The following is a 21,103-nucleotide window of genomic DNA, read 5'->3' on the forward strand; positions in this document are numbered from 1 at the left end:
CGGAACTCAGCCCGCGCTATATGCGCGCGGCGTGAAACGCCACGTGATCGCCGATGAAGGTCGAGATGAAGAAATAGCTGTGGTCGTAGCCGTCCTGGCGGCGGACCGTGACCTTGCGACCGCCCTTGGCGGCGGCGGCTTCGATCAGCTGCGGCTTCAGCTGGTTTTCCAGGAAATTGTCGGCCAGCCCCTGGTCGATCAGGATATCGTCGAAGCTCGCCCCCTTGCCGTCCTCGATCAGGGCGCAGGCGTCGTACGGGCGCCAGGCCGCGCGATCCGCTCCAAGGTAGGCCGTCAGCGCCTTGTCGCCCCACGGGCAGTTCAGCGGCGAGACGATCGGCGAGAACGCGCTGACCGACTTGAAGAGCTCGGGGTGCTTCAGCGCGATGGTCAGGGCGCCATGGCCGCCCATCGAGTGGCCGAAGATCCCCTTGCGCGCGCCGTCCAGCGGGAAAGCGCCCTCGACCGCCCCCAGGAGGTCGCCGGTGACGTAGGAATGCATCATGAAATGCGGCGCCCACGGCGCTTGCGTGGCGTCGACATAGAAGCCCGCCCCCTGCCCCAGGTCATAGGCCGGATCGTCGGCGACGCCTTCCCCACGCGGCGAGGTGTCCGGCGCGACAATGGCGATCCCGTGCTGGGCGGCGTGGGCGTAGACCCCCGACTTCACCGTGAAATTGTCCTCGGTGCAGGTCAGGCCCGACAGCCAGACGAGATAGGGGAACGGCCCCTCGCCATCAGGCGTCCACACCGTGAACTTCATCGGCGTGCCGGTGCTGGTGCTGGCGTGCTTGCAGTAGCGGAGGGTTCCGCCGTGGACGCGGTGGGTTGAGACGGTTTCGACGGTCATGGGGAACTCCCGAGGAACGCCCCCTCCACCGCTTCGCGGTCCCCCTCCCCCGCGCGCGGGGGAGGATGAGAAGGCCGGTCAATTTTCATCCTCCCTCGTGAAACGGGGGAGGTGGCGCGGCGCGGCCACGCGCCGTGACGGAGGGGGCGTCGCCCCCCTAACTAGAACGTCACCACGGTCCGGATGCTCTCGCCGGCATGCATCAGGTCAAACGCCTTGTTGATCTCGTCCAGCGGCAGGACGTGGGTGATCATCGGGTCGATCTGGATCTTCCCGTCCATGTACCAGTCGACGATCTTGGGCGTGTCGGTGCGGCCGCGCGCGCCGCCGAAGGCCGTGCCCTTCCAGACCCGGCCGGTGACCAGCTGGAACGGACGGGTGGAGATTTCCTTCCCCGCCTCGGCCACGCCGATGATGATGCTCTCGCCCCAGCCGCGATGGCAGGCTTCCAGCGCCGTGCGCATGACGCCGGTGTTGCCGGTGGCGTCGAAGGTGTAGTCCGCGCCGCCATCGGTCAGGGCCACCAGGTGCGCGACGAGATCGCCCGACACGTCCTTGGGATTGACGAAGTGGGTCATGCCGAACTTGCGGCCCCACTCTTCGCGGTCGGGGTTGATGTCGACGCCGACGATCATGTTGGCGCCCACGAGCTTGAGCCCCTGGATGACGTTCAGGCCGATGCCGCCCAGGCCAAAGACGATGGCGTTGGCGCCCGGCTCGACCTTGGCGGTGTTGGTCACTGCGCCGACGCCGGTCGTCACGCCGCAGCCGCAGTAGCAGGCCGTCTTGAACGGCGCGTCGCGGCGGATCTTGGCGACCGCGATCTCGGGCAGGACCGTGTAGTTCGAGAAGGTCGAGCAGCCCATGTAGTGATAGATCGGCTGGCCCTTGTAGGAGAAGCGGCTCGTCCCATCGGGCATGAGCCCCTTGCCCTGGGTCGCGCGGATCGCCGTGCACAGGTTGGTCTTGCCCGAGAGGCAGCTTTTGCACTGGCGGCATTCGGGCGTGTAGAGCGGGATCACGTGATCGCCGACCGCCACGCTGGTCACGCCCGCCCCGACCTCGACCACCACGCCCGCGCCCTCATGGCCCAGGATCGAGGGGAAGATGCCTTCGCTGTCGAAGCCGTCCAGGGTGTAGGCGTCGGTGTGACAGACGCCGGTGGCCTTGATCTCGACCATCACCTCGCCGGCCTTGGGCCCTTCCAGGTCGACCTCGACGATCTCCAGCGGCTTCTTGGCCTCGAACGCAACAGCGGCGCGGGTCTTCATCGAGATGTCTCCCTCAGGGTGTTTCGGCGATCTTGGTACGCCTGTGCGGCCTTGTCGATAATCCCGCACGACGCAAAACATTGTTGCAATAGCGGGATAGTGAGCGCACCTGTCCGACATGAGCCGCTGGGACGGGATCGACGAATTCGTGGCGACGGCCGAGGCCGAGAGCTTCTCGCGCGCCGCGCGGCGGCTGGGACTGTCGACCTCCGGCGTCAGCCGCGCCGTCGCCACGCTGGAGGAGCGGTTACAGACCCGACTGCTCTACCGCACCACGCGCCGGGTCAGCCTGACTGACGCCGGGCGCGCATTTCTGGCCAGGGCGCGGCGGCTGATCGCCGAGCGCGACGAGGCCCTGGCCTCGGTGGGCGAGGACGACAGCGATCCGCGCGGCCTGCTGCGGATGACCTGCTCGACGGCCTACGGCGAGCGCTTCGTGGTTCCGGCGGTGAACCGCTTCATGCTGTCTCACCCCAAGCTGGCCCTCGAGATCGACCTCGACGACGCGGTGCGCGACATCGTCAGCGAAGGCTTCGACCTGGCGATCCGCTTTGGTCGGCTGACCGACAGCCGTCTAATCGCCAAGCGCCTCGCCTCGCGCACCCGGCGTCTGTGCGCGGCCCCGTCCTACCTGACCCGGGCGGGGGCGCCGCGCTCCATCGCCGACCTTGCAGGTCACGCCTGCATCCTGGGGGCGGCGGACACCTGGCCGTTCCGCGACGGCGAACGCGAGATCGCCTTCAAGCCGCAAGGACGCTGGCGCTGCAACAGCGGCCAGGCGGTGCTGGACGCCGCTCTCCTGGGGTTGGGCGTTTGCCAGTTGCCGAACTTCTATGTCGATGCGGCCATCGGCGACGGCCGCCTGGTTCCGCTGCTCGAAGCCAACCGCCCCGCGGACGAGGGCGTATGGGCCGTCTATCCGCACCTGCGGCTTCTGCCGGCCAAGGTCCGACTGCTGGTCGAGCACCTCGAAGAGGCCCTGAGCGGCGAGGGCTAGACCTTGACGATCGCGGGAAACCGGAACCGCCCGTCCAGCATCTCGGCCTTGGGCAGATAGGCGCGAAGATAAAGGGCGAAGGGACCTGCCGTGGGCGCAGGTAGCCAGTTGGCCGTCTTGTCGCCGCCCGGATCACTGCGGCCGATCCAGATGTCCAACGACCCGTCGGCGTTACGCTGAAGGCCCTTTGTGCGGTCGCCGATCGTGTAGCGATGGATCGGGTTGTCGGTGAAGAAGAACTGGCCGTCGGCCGTAGCTTCGTACATCGACAGCGACCAGAAGCCGTCCAGCGGCAATTGCGCCGGCAGGGTCAGGCGATAGAGGCCCTCGCCCGCGAAGGTTCCAGAGCCATCGTCGCCTGCAGCCTTCATGTACATGGCCTCGGCCACCGGCAGCGCGCCCAGCCCCTGCAGGGCGACGATGGCCCGATAGACATAGTCCTGGCCATAATCGCCCAGGTTGGCGCGTGGAACCGACCAGCCGTTGATGAAGGTCTGCCGCCCTTGGGCCAGAAGGGTGATCATCCGCGCCTGCTGGACGCCCGTCGCCGCAGCGGCCTCATCAAAGGGTCCCGCGCCCAGGAAGGCGGCGGTGCGCTTGAGGATCCGCAGGTCGGTCGGCGGGGCCGGATTGCTGGCCAGCAGCGCGCGCGCCGTGGCGAAGTAGTCGGCGGGCTTGGCGTCGCGCGCGGCGTAGGCGGCGACAGGCGCCCCCGCCGGTCCCTTGAGGCTAAAGCCGTCCTGCGCCTTGTGGGCGGCCACCAGATCCTCGCCGCCGTCGGTCAGGGTCCGGATCAGGAGCCAGGCATGCGGCGTCGCGATCCGCGTCGGATTGGGCCCGCTCGACGCCTGCCCGGGCCCGACCAGGGTGAAGGCCCCACCCTCGCCCCCGACGGTGCGGGTGCTCAGCACGACGTTGTTGTTGGTGAACATGTCCATCACCGCCACCGAGTAGTAGCGCTCGCCCAGAGGCGGGATGGTCAGGGTGACAGGGCCCTTCGTCAGGTCCAGAAAGGCCGACGAATACAGCGTGTCGTTATTGGGCGTGGTCACCCAGCGGGCCTTGTGGTCCGACAGGGTCCGGGTATGGGCCAGGGCGTTGATCGCCGCGCCGGGATTTTTGAGCAGCCGCGCCCGCGTCGTGGCCATCTCGATCAGCGGGAGGGCGTAGAGAAAGGCGTCCCGCGCCGCCTTGGCGTCGCCCTCCGCGGCCTGGACAGCCGACACAAGCGCGGGCGAAAGGCCCAGCGCGCCGGCCATGGCCAGCCATTCCCGACGGTTCATCCCGCCCTCCCCAACACTTGTTTGAGAGCAGTTGAACGCGGGACGCCGCGCGGCGCAAGCGCCGCGCGACGCTGATTGGGTTCAGGCGGCGTGCGAGAAGCGCGCGGCGTGGACCGCGGTTTCCAGGGTGATGATCGTGGCGTCCACCCGGTCGTGGGCGTCCGAGCCGGTCACCTTCTTGGCGGCGGCGGGCGACAGGGCCTCGCGCAGATGGCCAAGGGCGCGCGGCGGCGCGATCAGGATCACCTGGTCGATGCTGTTGTGCGACATCACCGCATCAACGCGCTTGGCGATATTGTTCAGGAACGCCTTTTCGGCGCGGTCGCGAGCGTCGCCGCTGTGGGTGATGTGGCTGGGCGCGCCGTGGTCGTGGTGCTCCTTGACGTCCGCAAGCCACTCGGGGCGGTCATGCAGCGGTCCGTCGATGCGACGCTGCTCCAGCAGTCGCGCGCGGCGGCCGTCGGCGACAACGACCAGGGTGATGGCGTCGGGGTTCATGGCAGGCTCCTTGCTGGATCACGAGCCTGACGGTGCGCCCGGAAAGACCGCGCGCGGATGATCGAGGTCAAAATCCGCGAGGCGGCGCGCCCTTAAGGAGCCCCCTTCTTGGCCTTCTCGGCGAGCTTGGCCAGGACCCGGCCACGCCCCTTGCTGAGCGCGGTGATCACGCCCCGGAAGGTACGGACCTCCTGGTCGCTCAGACGCGCGCGCGCCAAGGGCGCCCGCAGGTTGCGGACCATCGACGGCTTCTTCTCGGGCGGATGGTAGAAGCCGGCCTTCTCAAGCTCGTCCTCCAGGTGCCCATAGAGGCCCAGCAGCGCGGCCTGGTCGGCGGGCTCCTCGACGTTCTGCTCGAACTTGCGCCAGGGCCGGTCGTCCTGGGTCATCTTCCATTCGTAGGCGTTGATCGACACCGCCTGGGCTAGGTTCAGCGACCGGAACCGCTCGTCGATCGGGATCGAGACGATCGCCTGGCACAGCGCGATGTCGTCCGTCTCCAGCCCGGCCCGCTCGCCGCCGAACAGCAGGCCGACGGCGCGACCTTGCGCGACCTCCTCGGCCAGATGGCCGGCGCTTTCGCGCGGCGTATAGATCGGCAAGCGCGTCTCGCGCGGCCGGGCGGTGGTGGCGTAGACCAGCTTCAGGTCAGCGATCGCCGCCTCCAGGCTGTCGAACACCTTGGCGTCGTCCAGCGGCCAGTGCGCGCCCGAGGCGCTGGCCCACGCCCGCTCCTGCGGCCAGCCATCGCGAGGCCGAACCAGACGCAAGTCCGACAGGCCGAAATTGGCCATGACCCGGGCCACCGAGCCGATGTTCTCGGCCAGTTGGGGCTCGTTGAGGATCACGCAGGGCGGAACGGGCTTGGCGGGGGCGTCGGTCATGAGCGTCCTTTGCCGTCGAGCGGCGGCCGGATGCAAGCGCTTCTAGCGATGCGCTCGCGCCAGGGCCTCCAGCAACTGGGCCGGATGCAGCGGCTTGGCCAGGTGCAGGTCGGCGCCCGCAGATCGCGCGGCGGCGACGTGCTCCTCCATCGCGTTGGCGGTCAGCATGACGACAAGGATCGGCCACGCGCCGGACGCCTTCTCCCGCGCGCGGATCGCGCGGGTGGCCGACAGGCCATCCATCACCGGCATCTGCATGTCCATCAGCACGGCGTCGAAGCGCCCCCGCTCCAGCGCGTCCAGAGCCGCCTGACCGTCCTCGACCATGGTGAGGTCCACCCCGAACGGCTCCAGCACGATCTCGACGACCTTGCGGTTGGTGGGGTGGTCCTCGGCCACCAGCACACGCATGCCTTCCAGCGAGATCTCGCGATCCTCTTCGACCGCGACGTCGGCGACCTCGGCGCAGCGCGGGAGCGGCAGGACGACCTCGAAGCGCGCGCCCTGCCCAGGCACGGCGTCGGCGCTGATCGATCCCTGCATCATCTCGGCCAGGGCTGCGCAGATCGACAGGCCAAGGCCCGTGCCGCCGAACTGGCGAGTGATCGATTGGTCGGCCTGGACGAAGCGCTTGAACAGGCGATCGCGCACGGCGTCGTCGAAGCCCACGCCCGTGTCGCGAACCACGAAGCGAAGCGCCTCGCCCTGGCGGTCGACCTCCAGCGAGACCTCGCCCTTCGCCGTGAACTTCACCGCATTGGCCAGCAGGTTCGACAGGATCTGGCTGATCCGTCCCGCATCGCCGTCATAGGATCCTTCGGCGTCGGGCGACACCGACCAACGGAGCGACAGTTGCTTGGCCTTGGCCGCCGCAGCGTGCAACTCGGCCATGCTCCGCACCAGTTGCACCAGGTCGAACGGCGCGGGACTCAGCTGGAACTGGCCGGCCTCGATCTTGGAGACATCGAGGATGTCGCCGAGAACCTGCTCCAGCAAACGGCCCGACGAGGTTACGAGAGAGGCCAGTTCGCGGCGCGCCTGGGGGTCTTCCTCCTCGGCCAGGCGATCGCCGATGGCGATGACGCCGTTCAGCGGCGTGCGCAACTCGTGGGACATGTTGGCCAGGAACACGGACTTGGCCTGGTTGGCTCGCTCAAGCTCGGCGGTGCGCACGGCCACCCTCTGCTCGAGCGAGCGGAGCAGTTCCTCGTTACGCTCACGCTGTCGACGCAGCGCCCGGGCCAGGGACCCGATCTCGTCAGGCCGCGCTTCGAACGGGCGCGCGGCGGCGGGGTCTCCCTGCTGCTGGGCGTCGGCCAGAGCTTCCAGCGGGGCGGCGACCATCTGGTGGGTCAGGCGGTAGAGCAGCAGCACCTGCAACAAGACGCCGAAGAAGCCGAACAGCAGCACCCAAGAGGCGGTCTTCAGCGACGACCAGACGATGTCGCTGGATGGAAAGCTCATCAGGAACCACCAACCCGGCTCCACCAGGCGGCCATAGGCCACCAGGCGATCGCCGTCGGGCGACAGCACCGCCCCCACGTCGCGCTTCTCCGCACGGATACGGGCGATCAGGTTCTTGAGTTCATTCTCAGCCTCGAACCGGCGCAGCAGGTCCGCGTCGACAAAGCCGTTCCGCTGGAGACCTTGCGCGGCCACGACCTCGCCATCATCGGCGACGATCATGTTGGATCCGCCCGGCAAGGCGTCGGCGACGGCGCGCAGGAGGTAGGAGTCCAGCGACAGGCTAGTGCCGAACGCCCCCATGAACTGACCCTTGTAGTAGAAGGGCGTCATGCAGGCCGCGTTGAGCCCCCGGCCGCTGGGGTCGGAGATCAGCCGGCGCAGCTTGGTGCACTTCATGACCCGCTCTGGATTGTTCTCCGGCAGGGTCAGGGTGGTCATTTCCTCCTTGGAGATGTCCAGCGTGTTGGGCGCGTCACGCCGGTAGTACTGAAGCCGGTCCTGGCGAAGCGGCCCGAACATCACCAGACGCGTCTGCGGCGTGAAGAAATAGAAGTTGTCGTAGTGGCGGATCTGCGCCTCGCCGGTGGTCGCCACCACATCGGCGGCCGCGACGAACAGGGCCTGTTCCGGCGGACTTATCGTCGCAGCATCGCGCAGATAGGCGCCAAGGCCATGGGTGTAGTGGCCGCCGGTGCGGACGCCGTCGTAAAGCTCCGGCTCCGAACGCCGGGTGCCGTCTCCCTTTTCGGGATAGAGGCGCTGAAACTCCGCCCCCATCGGCTCATTGGCGGTGTGATCAAGGCGTCGGGTCAGCGACTCGCTGGCCGCGTCGTGAACCTTCACCAGATCGGAGAACAGCCGGTCCTCGGTCTTGACCCGCTCCCCGACATATTCGGCCAGATGCCGCGTCTGGGTGTCGGCGGCGCTTTCGCGCACAAAGATGAAGGCCGCCGCCGTGGCGACGCTGGTCACGGCGATCGACAGGATCGCCACCGTGGTCAGCAGCCGCCGCGCCAGCGGCGCGGTCACTCCGGCGATCGCACCCGAACCTTTGTCCAAGCCTGCTCCCTGGCCCGCCCCGGACCTCTTCACCCAAAACCGGATCCCGGAACGCCGAAGTTAACAGCGGCGTCGCACCGTTCGGCTTTTCCCCCGCGACGCAACAGTCTATAGCCTCCCGGTCCGCGCCGCGTGCTGGCCCTGTGCGCCAGAACGCCGCAGGCGCGCCACCGCCAGAGGAACATCCCCGCAATGGCCAAGATCAAAGTCGCCAATCCCGTCGTCGACATGGACGGCGATGAAATGACCCGCATCATCTGGAAGCTCATCAAGGACAAGCTGATCTTCCCGTACCTGGATCTGGAACTCGACTATTATGACCTGTCGGTCGAGAATCGGGACGCCACCGACGATCAGGTGACGATCGACGCGGCCAACGCCACCAAGAAGCACGGCGTCGCCGTCAAGTGCGCCACCATCACCCCCGACGAGCAACGCGTCGAGGAGTTCAAGCTCAAGAAGATGTGGAAGTCGCCCAACGGCACCATCCGCAACATCCTGGGCGGCGTGATCTTCCGTGAGCCGATCATCTGCCAGAACGTGCCGCGCCTGGTGCCGGGCTGGACGCAACCGATCATCGTCGGCCGTCACGCCTTCGGCGACCAGTACCGCGCGACCGACTTCAAGTTCCCGGGCAAGGGCACCCTGTCGATCAAGTTCGTCGGCGAAGACGGCCAGACCATCGAGCACGAAGTGTTCAAGGCTCCGGACGCCGGCGTCGCCATGGCGATGTACAACCTCGACGAGTCGATCCGCGACTTCGCACACGCCTCGTTCGCCTACGGCCTGAACCGCGGCTATCCGGTCTATCTCTCCACGAAGAACACGATCCTCAAGGCCTATGACGGCCGCTTCAAGGACATCTTCCAGGAGATCTACGACGCGCACTACGCCGAGCAGTTCAAGGCCGCCGGCATCCACTACGAGCACCGCCTGATCGACGACATGGTGGCCTCGGCCCTGAAGTGGTCGGGCGGCTATGTCTGGGCCTGTAAGAACTACGACGGCGACGTGCAGTCGGACATCGTCGCTCAGGGCTTCGGGTCGCTGGGCCTGATGACCTCGGTGCTGATGACGCCGGACGGCAAGACGGTGGAAGCCGAAGCCGCCCACGGCACCGTCACCCGCCACTACCGCCAGCACCAGAAGGGCGAGAGCACCTCGACCAACTCGATCGCCTCGATCTTCGCCTGGACCCGTGGCCTGGCCCACCGCGCCAAGCTGGACGACAACCAGGACCTGGCCAACTTCGCCGCCACCCTGGAGAAGGTCTGCATCGACACCGTCGAGAGCGGCTACATGACCAAGGACCTGGCCCTGCTGGTCGGCGACAAGCAAGGCTGGCTGACCACCGAAGGCTTCCTCGACAAGATCGACGAGAACCTGAAGAAGGCCATGGCCTAAAGCCTCTGGGCCCATAGCCCGTGAGCGAAACGCCCCGGAGGTCCTCCTCCGGGGCGTTTTTCTTGGCCGCGCCTCAGGCGCCCCTGACGCGCGAGCGGTCTTGCGAGCCGGGCCCAGACCTGATCTATCCGGCGTTAACCATTCGGGGGCGTGGCATGACTCTGCAGAAGCGGATCTGGGACCTGATCGTTCTGGCGATCTTCGTGTTCGCAACCGCTTTCGCGACCGCGCCGTGGTTCGCCTTCCGCGCCTTGAAAGCCGCCGCCCAGTACGAGGACGTGCAGGCGATCGGTGAGCTGGTCGACTTCCCCTCCGTGCGCCGCAGCCTGACCGCGCAGCTGGTCGTCGACGCGCCGGCCGCCAAGCCTGAAGCCCCGTCCCTGTGGCGCGATCCGATGAGCGTCTTCAAGAAGGCCATAGAGCCCATCGCGCCGCCCGAGCCCAAGGTCGACCGATACCTGACCGTGGCCGGCGTCTCGGCCCTGACGCGCGGCTATGCGCCCGGCAAGGCGCCGCCCGCCTCCGCCCGCGACGAGAGCCTCAAGGGCCAGATCCGCGACACCCTGCGCGGCCCCTATCCCGGCATCGCCTATTGGGATCCCAACCGCGTGCGCATCTCGGTCAAGCGCCCGGACGCCACCCGCAAGGTCACGATCTTCACCTTCGAGCGCAAGGCGCTGTTCACCTGGAAGCTCGTGCACATCCGCTTGCCGGGCGACGAGCGCCAGGGCTGATCGACGGATCGTGCTCGTCCTCGACGTCGCCGCCCGCGTCTGGCCGTTCTTTCTGCTGGTCGTCGCAGGCGTCTCCCTCAGCCGGCTGCGCCTGCTCGACGCGCGGATGACCCAAGGCCTGTCGGCCTATGTCTATTGGGTGGGTTTCCCGGCCCTGCTGATCCATTCCCTGTCGCGCCTGGGCCGGCCTGAACCCGAGTTGTGGTCAGGGCTTGCAGCCTATGCGGCCGTCGGGCTGGCGGTGATGGCGAGCCTGGTCGCCGGCGGTCGTGCGCTGGGCTGGAGCCGTCCCGAGCAGGCCGGGGCCGCGATGGCCGCCGGCGTGGGCAACAGCGCCTTCCTCGCCGTCCCCGTCACCGCCGCCGTGCTGGGCGGCGAGACCGCGCGCCTGGTGGCCGGCGCGATCGCGGCCGACTTCGTCGTCCTGGCGGCGGCGGGCGTCGGACTTCTGGGCTGGGCGGCAGGACGATCGGTGTGGCGTGCGATGGCGCAGGCCTTTCAGAACCCGGTCGTCATCGCTGCGCTGCTGGGCCTGCTGCTGGCGCTGCTGAATCTAGCCCTGCCCCAGCCCCTGGATCGCGCCATCGGCCTGGCCGCCGCCTCGGGCAGCCCGGTGGGGCTTGTGGCGCTTGGCGCGGCGCTGGGTCTTCCTCGGACCGAGGACGAGGCCGGCCCTCGCGCCGGGCCCGTTGTTCTGGCGGCTCTGGCCAAGCTCTTGGCCTTCCCGCTGCTGGTCTGGCTGTCGATCGGCCTGACCCCGGCTCCCGCCGAGTTCCGAGCCGGCGCGACCCTGGTGGCGGCCGCGCCGACGGCGGTGAACGTCTTCATCCAGACCCGCGCCTATGGCGTGTGGCCGCGCGGAGCCGCGAGGATCGTCGCGCTGACAACCGCCGTCTCCATCGTCTCGCTGTCGCTGGTGGCGATCCTGCTGACAGCCCGTGTCAGCTAGACCGCTAAGGTCCTCGCCAGGAGGACATCCTGATGATCAGCTATATCACCATCGGCGCCAGCGACCCCGACCGGGCCGGCGCCTTCTATGACGCGGCCCTGGGCGCGCTGGGCAATCAGCGGCTTTGGCGACAAGGCGACTGGATCGGTTACGGGCCAGACGCCGAGCACGCCACCGTGATGATCTGCTCGCCCGAGAACGGCGAACCCGCCAAGGCGGGCAACGGCATCATGATCGGCTTGAAGGCCGACTCGCCCCAGCAGGTCAACGCCTTCCACGCCGCCGCCCTGGCCCACGGCGGGGTCTGCGCCGGACCGCCGGGACCGCGCCCGACCTATGGCGAGGGCTACTACCTGGCGTATGTGCGCGATCCCGACGGCAACAAGCTTTCGGCGTTCTTCAAGGGGTGAGGCAGCCGGCGTCCGCCGTGGTTTGGCGGACGCCCTCTCTCAGGTCCTGGGCGAGAGCGGCAAGAACAGATCCGTCACCGCCTCGTGTTCCGGAACGTCCGGAAAGAAGCTGACGCGCTGGGCGAAGAACGGCGCGTCGCGCGGCTCGCGTCCGCTGCGCGGCAGCCATTCGCCGTAGAGGAACCGCGAGGCGGCGCGCAGGTCGTCGCTGGAGCCGATCTGGCGCAGCACGGCGCACGGACCGCCTGGGATCAGCCCCGCCGTCACCCCATCGGGGTTAGGCGCCACCCGCCCGGTCGCCGCGCACAGGTCCATCCGATGCTGGTCGGCCGGCGTGTCGTCCGGGTCGTCATGAAAAACGTTGAACGTCGCGCTCACACGCGGCGGCAGGCCGGCCGCTCTGCGCCAGGCGATGAACCGGCGGATCGTATCGCCCAGCAGAGCCGGATCACCCTCGTGCCGCATAACGGCGACGGGGGTGTCGGGAAAGTCGACGATTTGGACATCGTCGTCGGTGAAGGTCATGGTCTGTCTCCTGGCTTGAACCAGCGGCGACTGGGCCGCATGCCAAGGCTCCCAGCGCGGCGCTCGACGGAACGATGAAGGGCTCTGGTCGAACAGCCGGCGGAACGCGCGACTGAACGCTTCGGGGCCCTCGTAGCCGCTATCGAGCGCGATCCCCAGCACCCCGTCCTGGTCGCGAAAGGCCAGGCGATAGGACGCCCGCTTCATTCGCGCCAACTGAACGTAGGCGGCGCCCCCGATCCCGAACAGCCCCGAGAACTGACGCTGGAAATGGCGCCGCGAGAAGGCCGCGACCGCCGCCAGGACCTCGACGCTCAGGTCTTCGTCCAGGTGCGCGTCGATATGATCGAGCACCCGGCGCATCCTGGCGTGATAGTTTTCAGCGACGTCCGGCTTCATCCGCACCTCCTTGGCGGAGACAGACCTAAGGCACCCCGCCGGCGCGAACCTGACCGATCGTGCGGTTCTGCGCGCCGACAAGGAAGCTGTTCCAGGCCTTGATCGCGCCGTGGAAGCCGCCCTCGCCCTTCGACAAGCTCAGGGTGAGGACGAATGAAAGCGTCGGCTCGCACAAAATCCTCATCCTGAGCTTGTCGAAGGACGACGATTTCCGTCCCGATAAGCGCCACGGCACGTAACGCGCACAGCCCACAAAAAAGCCCACCGCTCCGCAACGGAGGGTGGGCCTTGTTATTTGGCGTCTGCGCCTGTGGGCCTTAGCCGACCAGAGCCGCCTTGACGGCCGCGAGGCCTTCCTGGGCCTTGCTGTCGTCAGGCGCGCCGCCCTGGGCGAAATCGGCCTTGCCGCCGGCGCCCTGGCCGCCCATGGCGATAACGGCGGCCTTGGCCAAATCGGCGGCGCTGAACTTGCTCGTCAAGTCGGCGGTGACCGCCACCGTGACGGCGGCCTTGCCGTCCGACGTGCCGACCAAGGCGACAACGCCACTGGTCAGCTGCTTCTTGAACTCCTCGGCCACGCCGCGCAGCTCCTTGCCGCCGACGCCGTCGAGGACGCGGGCGATCAGGGCCACGCCGTTCACATCTTCAGGACCCGAGGCCGCGCCGCCGCTGCCCAGGGCCAGCTGCTTCTTGGCCTCGGCCAGCTCCTTCTCCAGGCGCTTGCGGTCGGCGATCAGGGCGTCGACGCGCGAGGCGACCTCGGCCACCGGGGTCTTGAACTGATCGGCCAGCGACTTGGCCACGCCCGCCTGGTCCAGCAGGAAGCGGCGGGCCGCCTCGCCGGTCAGGGCCTCGATGCGGCGCACGCCGGCGGCGACGCCTTGCTCGGAGACAATCTTGAACAGGGCGATGTCGCCGGTGCGGGCGACGTGCGTGCCGCCGCACAGTTCCACGGAATAGGCCTTGGCCTCGTCGGCCAGCGACTTACCCAGGGTCAGCACGCGGACGCTGTCGCCGTACTTTTCGCCAAACAGCGCCACGGCGCCGGCTTCGATGGCCTCCTGCGGGGCCATTTCCTTGGTCTCAGCCGGGACGTTCTGGCGGATGACTTCGTTGACCTCGGCCTCGATGCGGTCGAGCTCGTCAGCCGTCAGCGGGCCGCCGTGGCTGAAGTCGAAGCGCATGCGCTCGCCATCGACCATCTGGCCCTTCTGAGCGACGTGCGGACCCAGCACATGGTGCAGGGCGGCATGCACCAGGTGGGCGGCCGAGTGGTTCGAGCGGGTGGTGTGACGACGGTCGGCATCAACGCCGGCCACGACCTGATCGCCGACCTTCATGTCGCTTGCCAGTTCGACGCGGTGGACGTGCAACTCGCCGGCCTGCTTCTGGGTGTCGATCACGCGGCTCTCGCGGCCATTGGCCTCGATGACGCCGGTGTCGCCGGCCTGACCGCCGCTCTCGGCGTAGAAGCTGGTGCGGTCCAGCAGGACCTCGACGGTTTGCCCGGCCGAAGCGCTCTCGACCTCGGCGCCGTCGACGACGATGGCCTTCACGACGCCGGTCGTTTCGGTGGTCTCATAGCCGACGAAGTCGGTGGCGCCGGCCTTTTCCTTGATCGAGAACCAGGCGGCCGCCGCGCCCTGCTGGCCCGAACCGGCCCAGTTGGCGCGCGCCATTTCGCGCTGCTTCTGCATGGCCGCGTCGAAGCCGTCGGTGTCGACGGTCAGGCCCTTGGCGCGGACGGCGTCCTGGGTAAGGTCCAGCGGGAAGCCGTAGGTGTCGTAGAGCTTGAAGGCGGTCTCGCCGTCCAGCACGTCGCCGGCCGAGAGGTTGGCGGTGGCCTCATCCAGAAGACCCATGCCGCGACCCAGCGTGGTGCGGAAGCGCTCTTCTTCCTGGCGCAGGGTCTCGACGATCGAGGCCTCGGCGCGGCGCAGTTCCGGATAGGCCTGCCCCATCTCGGCCACCAGGGTCGGGGCCAGGCGGTGCATCAGGGGCTCGTTGGCGCCCAGCAGATAGGCGTGGCGCATGGCCCGGCGCATGATGCGGCGCAGGACGTAGCCGCGGCCTTCGTTCGACGGCGACACGCCATCGGCCAGCAGGAACGACGACGAGCGCAGGTGGTCGGCGATCACGCGGTGCGACGGCGCCTGGGCGCCTTCGGCCTTGACGCCCGTCAGCTCGACGCTGGCGGCGATCAGGGCCTTGAAGAGATCGATGTCGTAGTTGTCGTGCTGGCCCTGCAGCACGGCGGCGATCCGCTCCAGGCCCATGCCGGTGTCGATCGAGGGCTTGGGCAGGCTGATGCGCTCACCGCCGGCCAGCTGCTCGAACTGCATGAACACGAGGTTCCAGATCTCGATGAAACGGTCGCCGTCCTCATCGGGGCTGCCGGGAGGGCCGCCGGCGATGTGGGGGCCGTGGTCGAAGAAGATTTCCGAGCACGGACCGCAGGGGCCGGTGTCGCCCATGGACCAGAAGTTGTCGTTGGTCGGGATGCGGATGATGCGATCATCGCCAAGGCCGGCGATCTTCTTCCACAGGTCGGCAGCCTCGTCGTCGGTATGGTAGACCGTGACCAGCAGCTTTTCCTTCGGCAGCTTGAACTCGCCGGTCAGCAGAGTCCAGGCGTGGTGGATCGCCTGTTCCTTGAAGTAGTCGCCGAACGAGAAGTTGCCCAGCATCTCGAAGAAGGTGTGGTGGCGGGCGGTGTAGCCGACATTGTCCAGGTCGTTGTGCTTGCCGCCGGCGCGGACGCACTTTTGCGAGCTGGCCGCGCGCGGATGGGCCGGGGTCTCGGCGCCCGTGAACACGTTCTTGAACGGCACCATGCCGGCGTTGACGAACAGCAGGGTCGGATCATTCTGCGGCACCAGCGGCGCCGACGGCGTCACGGCGTGATCGGCCTTGCCGAAGTAGTCGAGGAAGGTGCTGCGGATCTCGTTCAAGCTGGGCATGAGCGTCTCAAGTCTTGCGTACCGGTCCGGCGAGCGGCCGGAAGTCGGCCGCTGCATAGCGCGGTTTTCGGTGAAGGGGAAACAGGCTTGGAGGTGGGCGTGCTTACGGCCGCGCAAAAGAGCCGAGTTGCCGCATCTCCAGGCCGCGGGAGACGGCACTTCTTACGCCGTTACAACCCGCCCTTCCCGCGCCTCAACAGGCCAAGGCTTGAGCCGCGCGCCGGCGCACGGACCGCCAACGCAGGCGCCGTCCTCGACCTTGAACACCGCCCCGTGCCAGGAGCACAGGATCAGATCGCCGTCGGGCGTCAGGTAGCGGTCCAGTTCCTGGGCCAGCGGCAGGCCGGCGTGGGGGCAGCGGTCGACATAGCCGAACACCGCCTCGCCCCGGCGCACGATGAAGCCGTGGAAACGCGCCTCGCCGATCTGCAGCACATAGTTGCGCGCGCCGCCGTCGGTGATCAGGTCTAGCGGGCCAAGATTGATTCCGGCCCGGGTCTCCCAGATCCGCCCAGCTGCGGCGGGCGCAGTCTCGTCCGTCAAATCCGTTCGACCGTCTGCTCGATGGCGCCGAAGATCGAGTGGCCCTTGGCGTCCTTCATCTCGATGCGGATGGTGTCGCCGCCCAGCAGGAACGGCGTCTTGGGCGCGCCGTGCAGGAGGGTCTCGACGGTGCGGACCTCGGCCAGGCACGAATAGCCAAGACCGCCTTCGCTGATCGGCTTGCCGGGGCCGCCGTCGGCGTCGCGGTTGCTGACCGTGCCCGAGCCGACGATGGTGCCGGCGCAGAGGCTGCGGGTCTTGGCGGCGTGAGCCACCAGCGTGCCGAAGTCGAAGGTCATGTCGACACCGGCGTCGGCGCGGCCGAAGTCCTTGCCGTCCAGTTCGACCAGCAGGGCCCCATGCAGCTTGCCGTCCTTCCAGGCGTCACCCAGGGCGTCGGGCGACACCGCCACCGGCGAAAACGCGCTGGCGGGCTTTGACTGCAGGAAGCCGAAACCCTTGGCCAGCTCGCCCGGGATCAGGTTGCGCAGCGAGACATCATTGCAGAGCATGACCAGGCGAATGGCCGCCAGCGCCTCCTCGCGGGTCGCGCCCAGCGGCACGTCATCGACGATGACCGCCACCTCGCCCTCCAGATCACAGCCCCAGCTCGCGTCGGCCAGCGGGATCGGATCACGCGGGGCCAGGAAGCCGTCGGACGCGCCCTGGTACATCAGAGGATCGGTCCAGAAGCTCTCGGGCATCTCGGCGCCGCGCGCTTTGCGCACCAATTGGACATGGTTCACATAGGCCGAGCCGTCGACCCACTGATAGGCGCGCGGCAGCGGGCTGAGCGCGTCGTGCTCGTGGAAGCGCTCCTTAGGCACCGCGCCGTGCTCGAGGCTCTCGGCCAGGCCCGCCAGCATGGGCCCGCAGTGCTCCCAGTTGTCGAGCGCGGCCTGCAGGGTCGGCGCGATCGTCCCGGCGTCGGTGAACCAGGCCAGGTCGTTGGAGACCACCACCAGACGGCCGTCGCGACCACCCTTGAGAGACGCGAGCTTCATTCGGTTTTCCTCCGGGACTTTGAATTTTCAGCCATCCCCCCACATCGCCGGACCGCGCGCAAGCCGGATCGAGGCCGGCGTGCGTCCTGACGGGGGATCGCGAACGGAATTTTGGTCAGGACAGGCGAGCCTTGGGGAAGCCGGTCCAGCAGGCGTCGTAGTCGGGCTGCAGCGCTGCGGACTCCAGGGCCAGGGCCGTCGGGCGGAACACCCAGCGGCTCTCGAACATGAAGGCCATGGTCCCGTCGATCTTGTGCGGGGCCAGGACCGCTTCGGTCGCCTTCTTGTGGCTGGCGACGTCGGGGCCGTGGTCGCTCATGCAGTTGTGCAAGGACGCGCCGCCGGGGACGAAGCCGCCCTCCTTGGCGTCATAGGCGCCATGGATCAGGCCCATGAACTCGCTCATCACGTTGCGGTGGAACCACGGCGGGCGGAACGTGTCCTCGGCCACCATCCAGCGCGGCGGGAAGATCACGAAGTCGCAGTTGGCCGTCCCGGGCGTGTCGCTGGGCGAGGTCAGGACCGTGAAGATCGACGGGTCGGGATGGTCGTAGCTGACCGTGTTGATCGTGTTGAACCGCGACAGGTCATAGCGGTACGGCGTCAGATTGCCGTGCCAGGCCACCACGTCCAGCGGGCTGTGATCCAAGGTCGCGGCCCACAGCGCGCCTTGGAACTTCTGGATCACTTGCGTGGGCGCATCGATATCCTCGAAGGCCGCCACCGGGGCTTCAAAGTCGCGCGGATTGGCCAGGCCGTTGGCGCCGATCGGCCCCAGTTCCGGCAGGCGGAAGGCCGCGCCATAGTTCTCGCAGACATAGCCGCGCGAGGGCCCTTCGACCTCGACCCGGAAGCGCACGCCGCGCGGGATCACCGCGATGTGGCCGGGGCCCACCTTCAGCACGCCCATCTCGGTGACCAGGGTCAGCACGCCCATCTGCGGCACGATCAGCATCTCGCCGTCGGCGTTGTAGAACACCCGGTTCTGCATCGAGACATTGGCCAGATAGACGTGCGCGGCGATGCCCCCCAGCGTCGCGGCGTCGGCGTTGCCGGCCAGACTCACCAGGCCATCGACGAAGTCGGTCGGCGCAGCCGGGATCTCCAGCGGGCTCCAGCGCAGGCGGTTGGGCGTGGCAGGACCCGGAAAGGCCGAGACGAGGCTAGCTTGCGCATAGGGCTGATAGGCCCCGTGTCCGGCGCTGGGCCGGAGGCGATAGAGCCAGGTGCGGCGGTTCTCATGGCGCGGCGCGGTGAAGGCCGAGCCCGACAGCTGCTCGGCATAGAGGCCGAACGGAACCTTCTGCGGCGAGTTGCGCCCGATCGGCAGAGCGCCGGGATGCGCCTCGGTTTCGAAATAGGAGCCGAAGCCGGTTTGGTAGCGGAGGTCCATGTGCGTTCCCGTGCCTTGTTCAGCACTTTTCCCATGTCATCCCGGACGCCCTGGAAGGGCGATCCGGGACCCAGGGGGTGACGAAACGCTGTGCGCGCCGCCCCTGGGTCCTGGCTCTACGCTACGCTTCGGCCGGGATGACGCCGAAAGGTATTTTGAGGCGGCTGCCTCAGGCGTCGACGGTGATCACGCCGCGGCGGATCTGGTCCAGTTCGATGCTCTCGAACAGGGCCTGGAAGTTGCCGTTGCCGAAGCCTTCGTTGCCCTTGCGCTGGATGATCTCGAAGAAGATCGGGCCGAACAGGTTCTCGGTGAAGATCTGCAGCAGAAGGCCCTCCTCACCGACATTGCCGTCGATCAGGATGCGATTCTTCTTCAGACGCTCCAGGTCCTCGCCGTGGCCGGGGACGCGCTTGTCGACCAGCTCGTAATAGGTCTCGATGGTGTCCTGCAGCTTCACGCCGCGGGCGCGCAGCTTTTCGACGGTCTCGTAGATATTGTCCGTCGTCATGGCCAGGTGCTGGATGCCCTCGCCGTTGTACTGGCGGATGAACTCCTCGATCTGGCTCTTGTCGTCCTGGCTTTCGTTCAGCGGGATGCGGATGGCCTTGTCGGGCGCGATCATCGCCTGGCTGAACAGGCCGGTCGCCTGGCCCTTGATGTCGAAGTACTTCTGCTCCTCGAAGCCGAAGATCTGGTTGTAGAAGGTCGACCAGGTGCGCATCTGGCCACGCTTGACGTTGTGGGTCAGGTGGTCGAGCAGATCGAGGCCGACATTGTTCTTGGCTTCCGCCAGGGCCGCGCCCGGAACCTGCTCCCAGGCGTCATAGATCGTGCCGGCGTCGCCATAGCGGTCGACGAGATAGAGCAAGGACCCGCCGATCCCTTCCAGCACCTTGGCCTCCGCGCCTAGCAGCGAGCGCGAGGCGTCGGCGGCCTTGGCGCCGCGCTTGATCGCGTCCGCATAGGCTTGCTCAGCGTTCTCGACACGGAAGGCCATGCCGTTGGCCGACGGGCCGTGGTCGGCGCGGAAGTCGGCGACCTGACCGGTGGTCTCTTCATTGACGATCAGGTTCACGCGGCCCTGCTTGTAGCGGGTCGCGGCCTTGGTCGGATGCTTGCTGGCGGCGACGAAGCCCAGTTGCTCGATCAGGGCCTTCATGGCCGCCGGATCGGGGCTGGTGAACTCGACGAACTCGAAGCCGTCGAGGCCCAGGGGGTTCTGGTCGGTGACGAGAGTCATGCGGGCGTCTCCGTGTGCTTAGAGCGAAAGGGCCGCCGGCAGGGCGGCGATCAGGGCGTCGTTGTCGGCCGGGCGGCCGATGGTGATCCGGACCCAGCCGCCGGCGACGGGCGTCGGCCGGATGATGAGCCCTTGGTGCAACAAATGCGCGGCGGTGGCGTCCGGACCCGCCGGCGTCCGCAGGAACACGAAATTGGCGCGGCTTTCGGTGTGCTCGACGCCCATGTCGTCCAGCACCGCCTCCACCCGGCCGCGCTCGGCGATCGTCTGGGCGACCGTGCGCTTGAGGTAGTCCTGGTCTTCCCAGGCGGCCAGCGCGGCGGCCTGGCTGACGGCCGTGACGTTGAAGGGCGGGCGGATGCGGTCCAGATAATCGACCAGCTCGGGCGAAGACGCGACGCCATAGCCCATGCGCAAACCGGCCAGGCCATAGGCCTTGGAGAAGGTGCGGGCCGACACCCACGGACCGCCCCAGGCGTCCAGCAGGGCGAAGGTGTCGAAGGCCTCGTGATACTCGCGATAGGCCTCGTCGACGAACACGACGGTCGAGCGCGGGGTGGCCGCCAGGATCGCCTGGAAATCCGCCGCCTTCAGCGCGTTGCCCGTCGGATTGTTGGGCGTGCACAGCACCAGCAGCTTGGGGCCCTGGGCGGCGGCGGCGCACACGGCCGGAACGTCCATGTCGAAATTCGCCAGACGCGGCACGTCGATGATCCGCGCCTCGGCGCAGCGGCCGAAGATCTCGTAGGTCGGGAAGGTCGGGCTGGACAGCAGGATCGAGTCGCCCGGGTGCAGCACGGCCCGAAACACGTAGTCGATCAGCGCCTCCGATCCTGGCGAGATGACCAGACGCGCCGGCGAAACGCCCAGGCGTTCACCGATCGCCGCGCGCAGCACGTCGCTGTGCGGATCGGGATAGATGTGCGGCTCGGCCATCGCGGCCATCACCGCCTCGGCGACCTTGGGGCTGGGGCCCAAAAGGTTCTCGTTGCTGGCCAGCTTGGAGAAGGCGGTCAGCCCCGTGCGGCGTCCGGCCTCGGCCAGGGTCATGCCGGCTTTGTAGCCTTGCACGCCCTCCAGCGCCTGGCGCATCGGCGAGGCCCAGGCGGGCGTCAGGGGCTTGCGATCGAGAACCAGCATGCGGCCGCGCTCCAATGAGATGGGAGCGGCAGCTTATCGCGAAAGCTGAGACAGAACGTGGCGATTATGACCACGCGCAAGGCCACGACG

18 protein-coding genes and 1 pseudogene are annotated in these 21,103 nt (G+C 67.9%); 5 read left to right on the top strand and 14 right to left on the bottom strand.

The genetic code is table 11. The annotated features are described in order from the left end of the window. Window positions 1-16: 16 nt before the first annotated feature. Together fghA and OVA11_RS16025 are read right to left on the bottom strand one after the other, a co-directional pair. Complete coding sequence (gene fghA, locus OVA11_RS16020) at window positions 17-850, bottom strand: S-formylglutathione hydrolase (protein WP_268068261.1); 834 nt, start codon at window positions 848-850, stop codon at window positions 17-19. A gap of 161 nt (window positions 851-1,011) precedes the next feature. Continuing rightward, the gene (locus tag OVA11_RS16025; RefSeq protein ID WP_096033839.1) at window positions 1,012-2,121 is read right to left on the bottom strand and encodes an S-(hydroxymethyl)glutathione dehydrogenase/class III alcohol dehydrogenase; all 1,110 of its coding nucleotides are present in this window, start codon (window positions 2,119-2,121) and stop codon (window positions 1,012-1,014) included. Window positions 2,122-2,239: 118 nt separating this feature from the next. Here OVA11_RS16025 and OVA11_RS16030 point away from each other — a divergent pair, with 118 nt between their 5' ends. Then, window positions 2,240-3,118 carry a LysR family transcriptional regulator gene (locus tag OVA11_RS16030; protein WP_268068262.1) on the top strand — a complete coding sequence of 293 codons (879 nt, stop codon included), beginning with the start codon at window positions 2,240-2,242 and terminating at the stop codon, window positions 3,116-3,118. On the opposite strand, the gene OVA11_RS16035 is transcribed toward OVA11_RS16030, so the two are convergent. The 4 genes from OVA11_RS16035 to OVA11_RS16050 form a co-directional block, all read right to left on the bottom strand. After that, on the bottom strand, window positions 3,115-4,401 hold the full coding sequence (locus OVA11_RS16035) for a DUF1254 domain-containing protein (protein WP_268068263.1): 1,287 nt from the start codon (window positions 4,399-4,401) through the stop codon (window positions 3,115-3,117). The two genes, OVA11_RS16030 and OVA11_RS16035, sit on opposite strands and share 4 nt — an antisense overlap. Before the next feature lie 81 nt (window positions 4,402-4,482). Next, complete coding sequence (locus OVA11_RS16040) at window positions 4,483-4,899, bottom strand: host attachment protein (RefSeq protein WP_268068264.1); 417 nt, start codon at window positions 4,897-4,899, stop codon at window positions 4,483-4,485. Window positions 4,900-4,991: 92 nt separating this feature from the next. Beyond that, the gene (locus OVA11_RS16045; RefSeq protein ID WP_268068265.1) at window positions 4,992-5,783 is read right to left on the bottom strand and encodes an RNA methyltransferase; all 792 of its coding nucleotides are present in this window, start codon (window positions 5,781-5,783) and stop codon (window positions 4,992-4,994) included. 42 nt (window positions 5,784-5,825) lie between these two features. After that, a complete protein-coding gene (locus OVA11_RS16050) occupies window positions 5,826-8,342 on the bottom strand; it encodes an ATP-binding protein (RefSeq protein WP_268068266.1) in 2,517 nt (838 codons plus the stop codon). 159 nt (window positions 8,343-8,501) lie between these two features. Between OVA11_RS16050 and OVA11_RS16055 the strand changes: the two genes are divergently transcribed. From OVA11_RS16055 to OVA11_RS16070, 4 genes are all read left to right on the top strand, one after another. After that, window positions 8,502-9,713, top strand: a complete 1,212-nt coding sequence (locus tag OVA11_RS16055; RefSeq protein WP_268068267.1) for an NADP-dependent isocitrate dehydrogenase — start codon at window positions 8,502-8,504, stop codon at window positions 9,711-9,713. Window positions 9,714-9,868: 155 nt separating this feature from the next. Further along, window positions 9,869-10,447: a DUF2939 domain-containing protein gene (locus tag OVA11_RS16060; protein WP_012640516.1), complete on the top strand. Its 579-nt coding sequence runs from the start codon at window positions 9,869-9,871 to the stop codon at window positions 10,445-10,447. A gap of 10 nt (window positions 10,448-10,457) precedes the next feature. Continuing rightward, window positions 10,458-11,396: an AEC family transporter gene (locus OVA11_RS16065; protein WP_268068268.1), complete on the top strand. Its 939-nt coding sequence runs from the start codon at window positions 10,458-10,460 to the stop codon at window positions 11,394-11,396. Between the two features lie 32 nt (window positions 11,397-11,428). After that, window positions 11,429-11,806 carry a VOC family protein gene (locus OVA11_RS16070; RefSeq protein ID WP_268068269.1) on the top strand — a complete coding sequence of 126 codons (378 nt, stop codon included), beginning with the start codon at window positions 11,429-11,431 and terminating at the stop codon, window positions 11,804-11,806. A 39-nt stretch (window positions 11,807-11,845) separates the two neighbouring features. Here OVA11_RS16070 and OVA11_RS16075 read toward each other — a convergent pair whose 3' ends face one another. The 8 genes and pseudogenes from OVA11_RS16075 to hisC form a co-directional block, all read right to left on the bottom strand. Beyond that, complete coding sequence (locus OVA11_RS16075) at window positions 11,846-12,730, bottom strand: AraC family transcriptional regulator (protein WP_268068270.1); 885 nt, start codon at window positions 12,728-12,730, stop codon at window positions 11,846-11,848. 98 nt (window positions 12,731-12,828) lie between these two features. Then, window positions 12,829-12,960: pseudogene (locus OVA11_RS16080) on the bottom strand (hypothetical protein); the annotation flags it as partial. A gap of 87 nt (window positions 12,961-13,047) precedes the next feature. Further along, on the bottom strand, window positions 13,048-15,690 hold the full coding sequence (alaS, locus tag OVA11_RS16085; RefSeq protein ID WP_268068271.1) for an alanine--tRNA ligase: 2,643 nt from the start codon (window positions 15,688-15,690) through the stop codon (window positions 13,048-13,050). 162 nt (window positions 15,691-15,852) lie between these two features. Continuing rightward, the gene (locus OVA11_RS16090; protein ID WP_268068272.1) at window positions 15,853-16,233 is read right to left on the bottom strand and encodes a Rieske (2Fe-2S) protein; all 381 of its coding nucleotides are present in this window, start codon (window positions 16,231-16,233) and stop codon (window positions 15,853-15,855) included. Continuing rightward, the gene (locus OVA11_RS16095; RefSeq protein ID WP_268068273.1) at window positions 16,230-17,237 is read right to left on the bottom strand and encodes a fumarylacetoacetate hydrolase family protein; all 1,008 of its coding nucleotides are present in this window, start codon (window positions 17,235-17,237) and stop codon (window positions 16,230-16,232) included. The genes OVA11_RS16090 and OVA11_RS16095 overlap by 4 nt, the downstream gene beginning before the upstream one ends. A gap of 115 nt (window positions 17,238-17,352) precedes the next feature. Next, window positions 17,353-18,630 (bottom strand): homogentisate 1,2-dioxygenase, encoded by a 1,278-nt coding sequence (hmgA, locus tag OVA11_RS16100; RefSeq protein WP_268068274.1) that lies wholly within the window; start codon window positions 18,628-18,630, stop codon window positions 17,353-17,355. 169 nt (window positions 18,631-18,799) lie between these two features. Beyond that, the gene (gene hppD / locus OVA11_RS16105) at window positions 18,800-19,873 is read right to left on the bottom strand and encodes a 4-hydroxyphenylpyruvate dioxygenase (protein WP_268068275.1); all 1,074 of its coding nucleotides are present in this window, start codon (window positions 19,871-19,873) and stop codon (window positions 18,800-18,802) included. A gap of 18 nt (window positions 19,874-19,891) precedes the next feature. Further along, the gene (gene hisC, locus OVA11_RS16110) at window positions 19,892-21,028 is read right to left on the bottom strand and encodes a histidinol-phosphate transaminase (RefSeq protein ID WP_268068276.1); all 1,137 of its coding nucleotides are present in this window, start codon (window positions 21,026-21,028) and stop codon (window positions 19,892-19,894) included. Between the last annotated feature and the right edge of the window lie 75 nt (window positions 21,029-21,103).

The organism is Caulobacter sp. SL161 (assembly GCF_026672375.1).
In the GTDB taxonomy this organism is placed as follows: domain Bacteria; phylum Pseudomonadota; class Alphaproteobacteria; order Caulobacterales; family Caulobacteraceae; genus Caulobacter.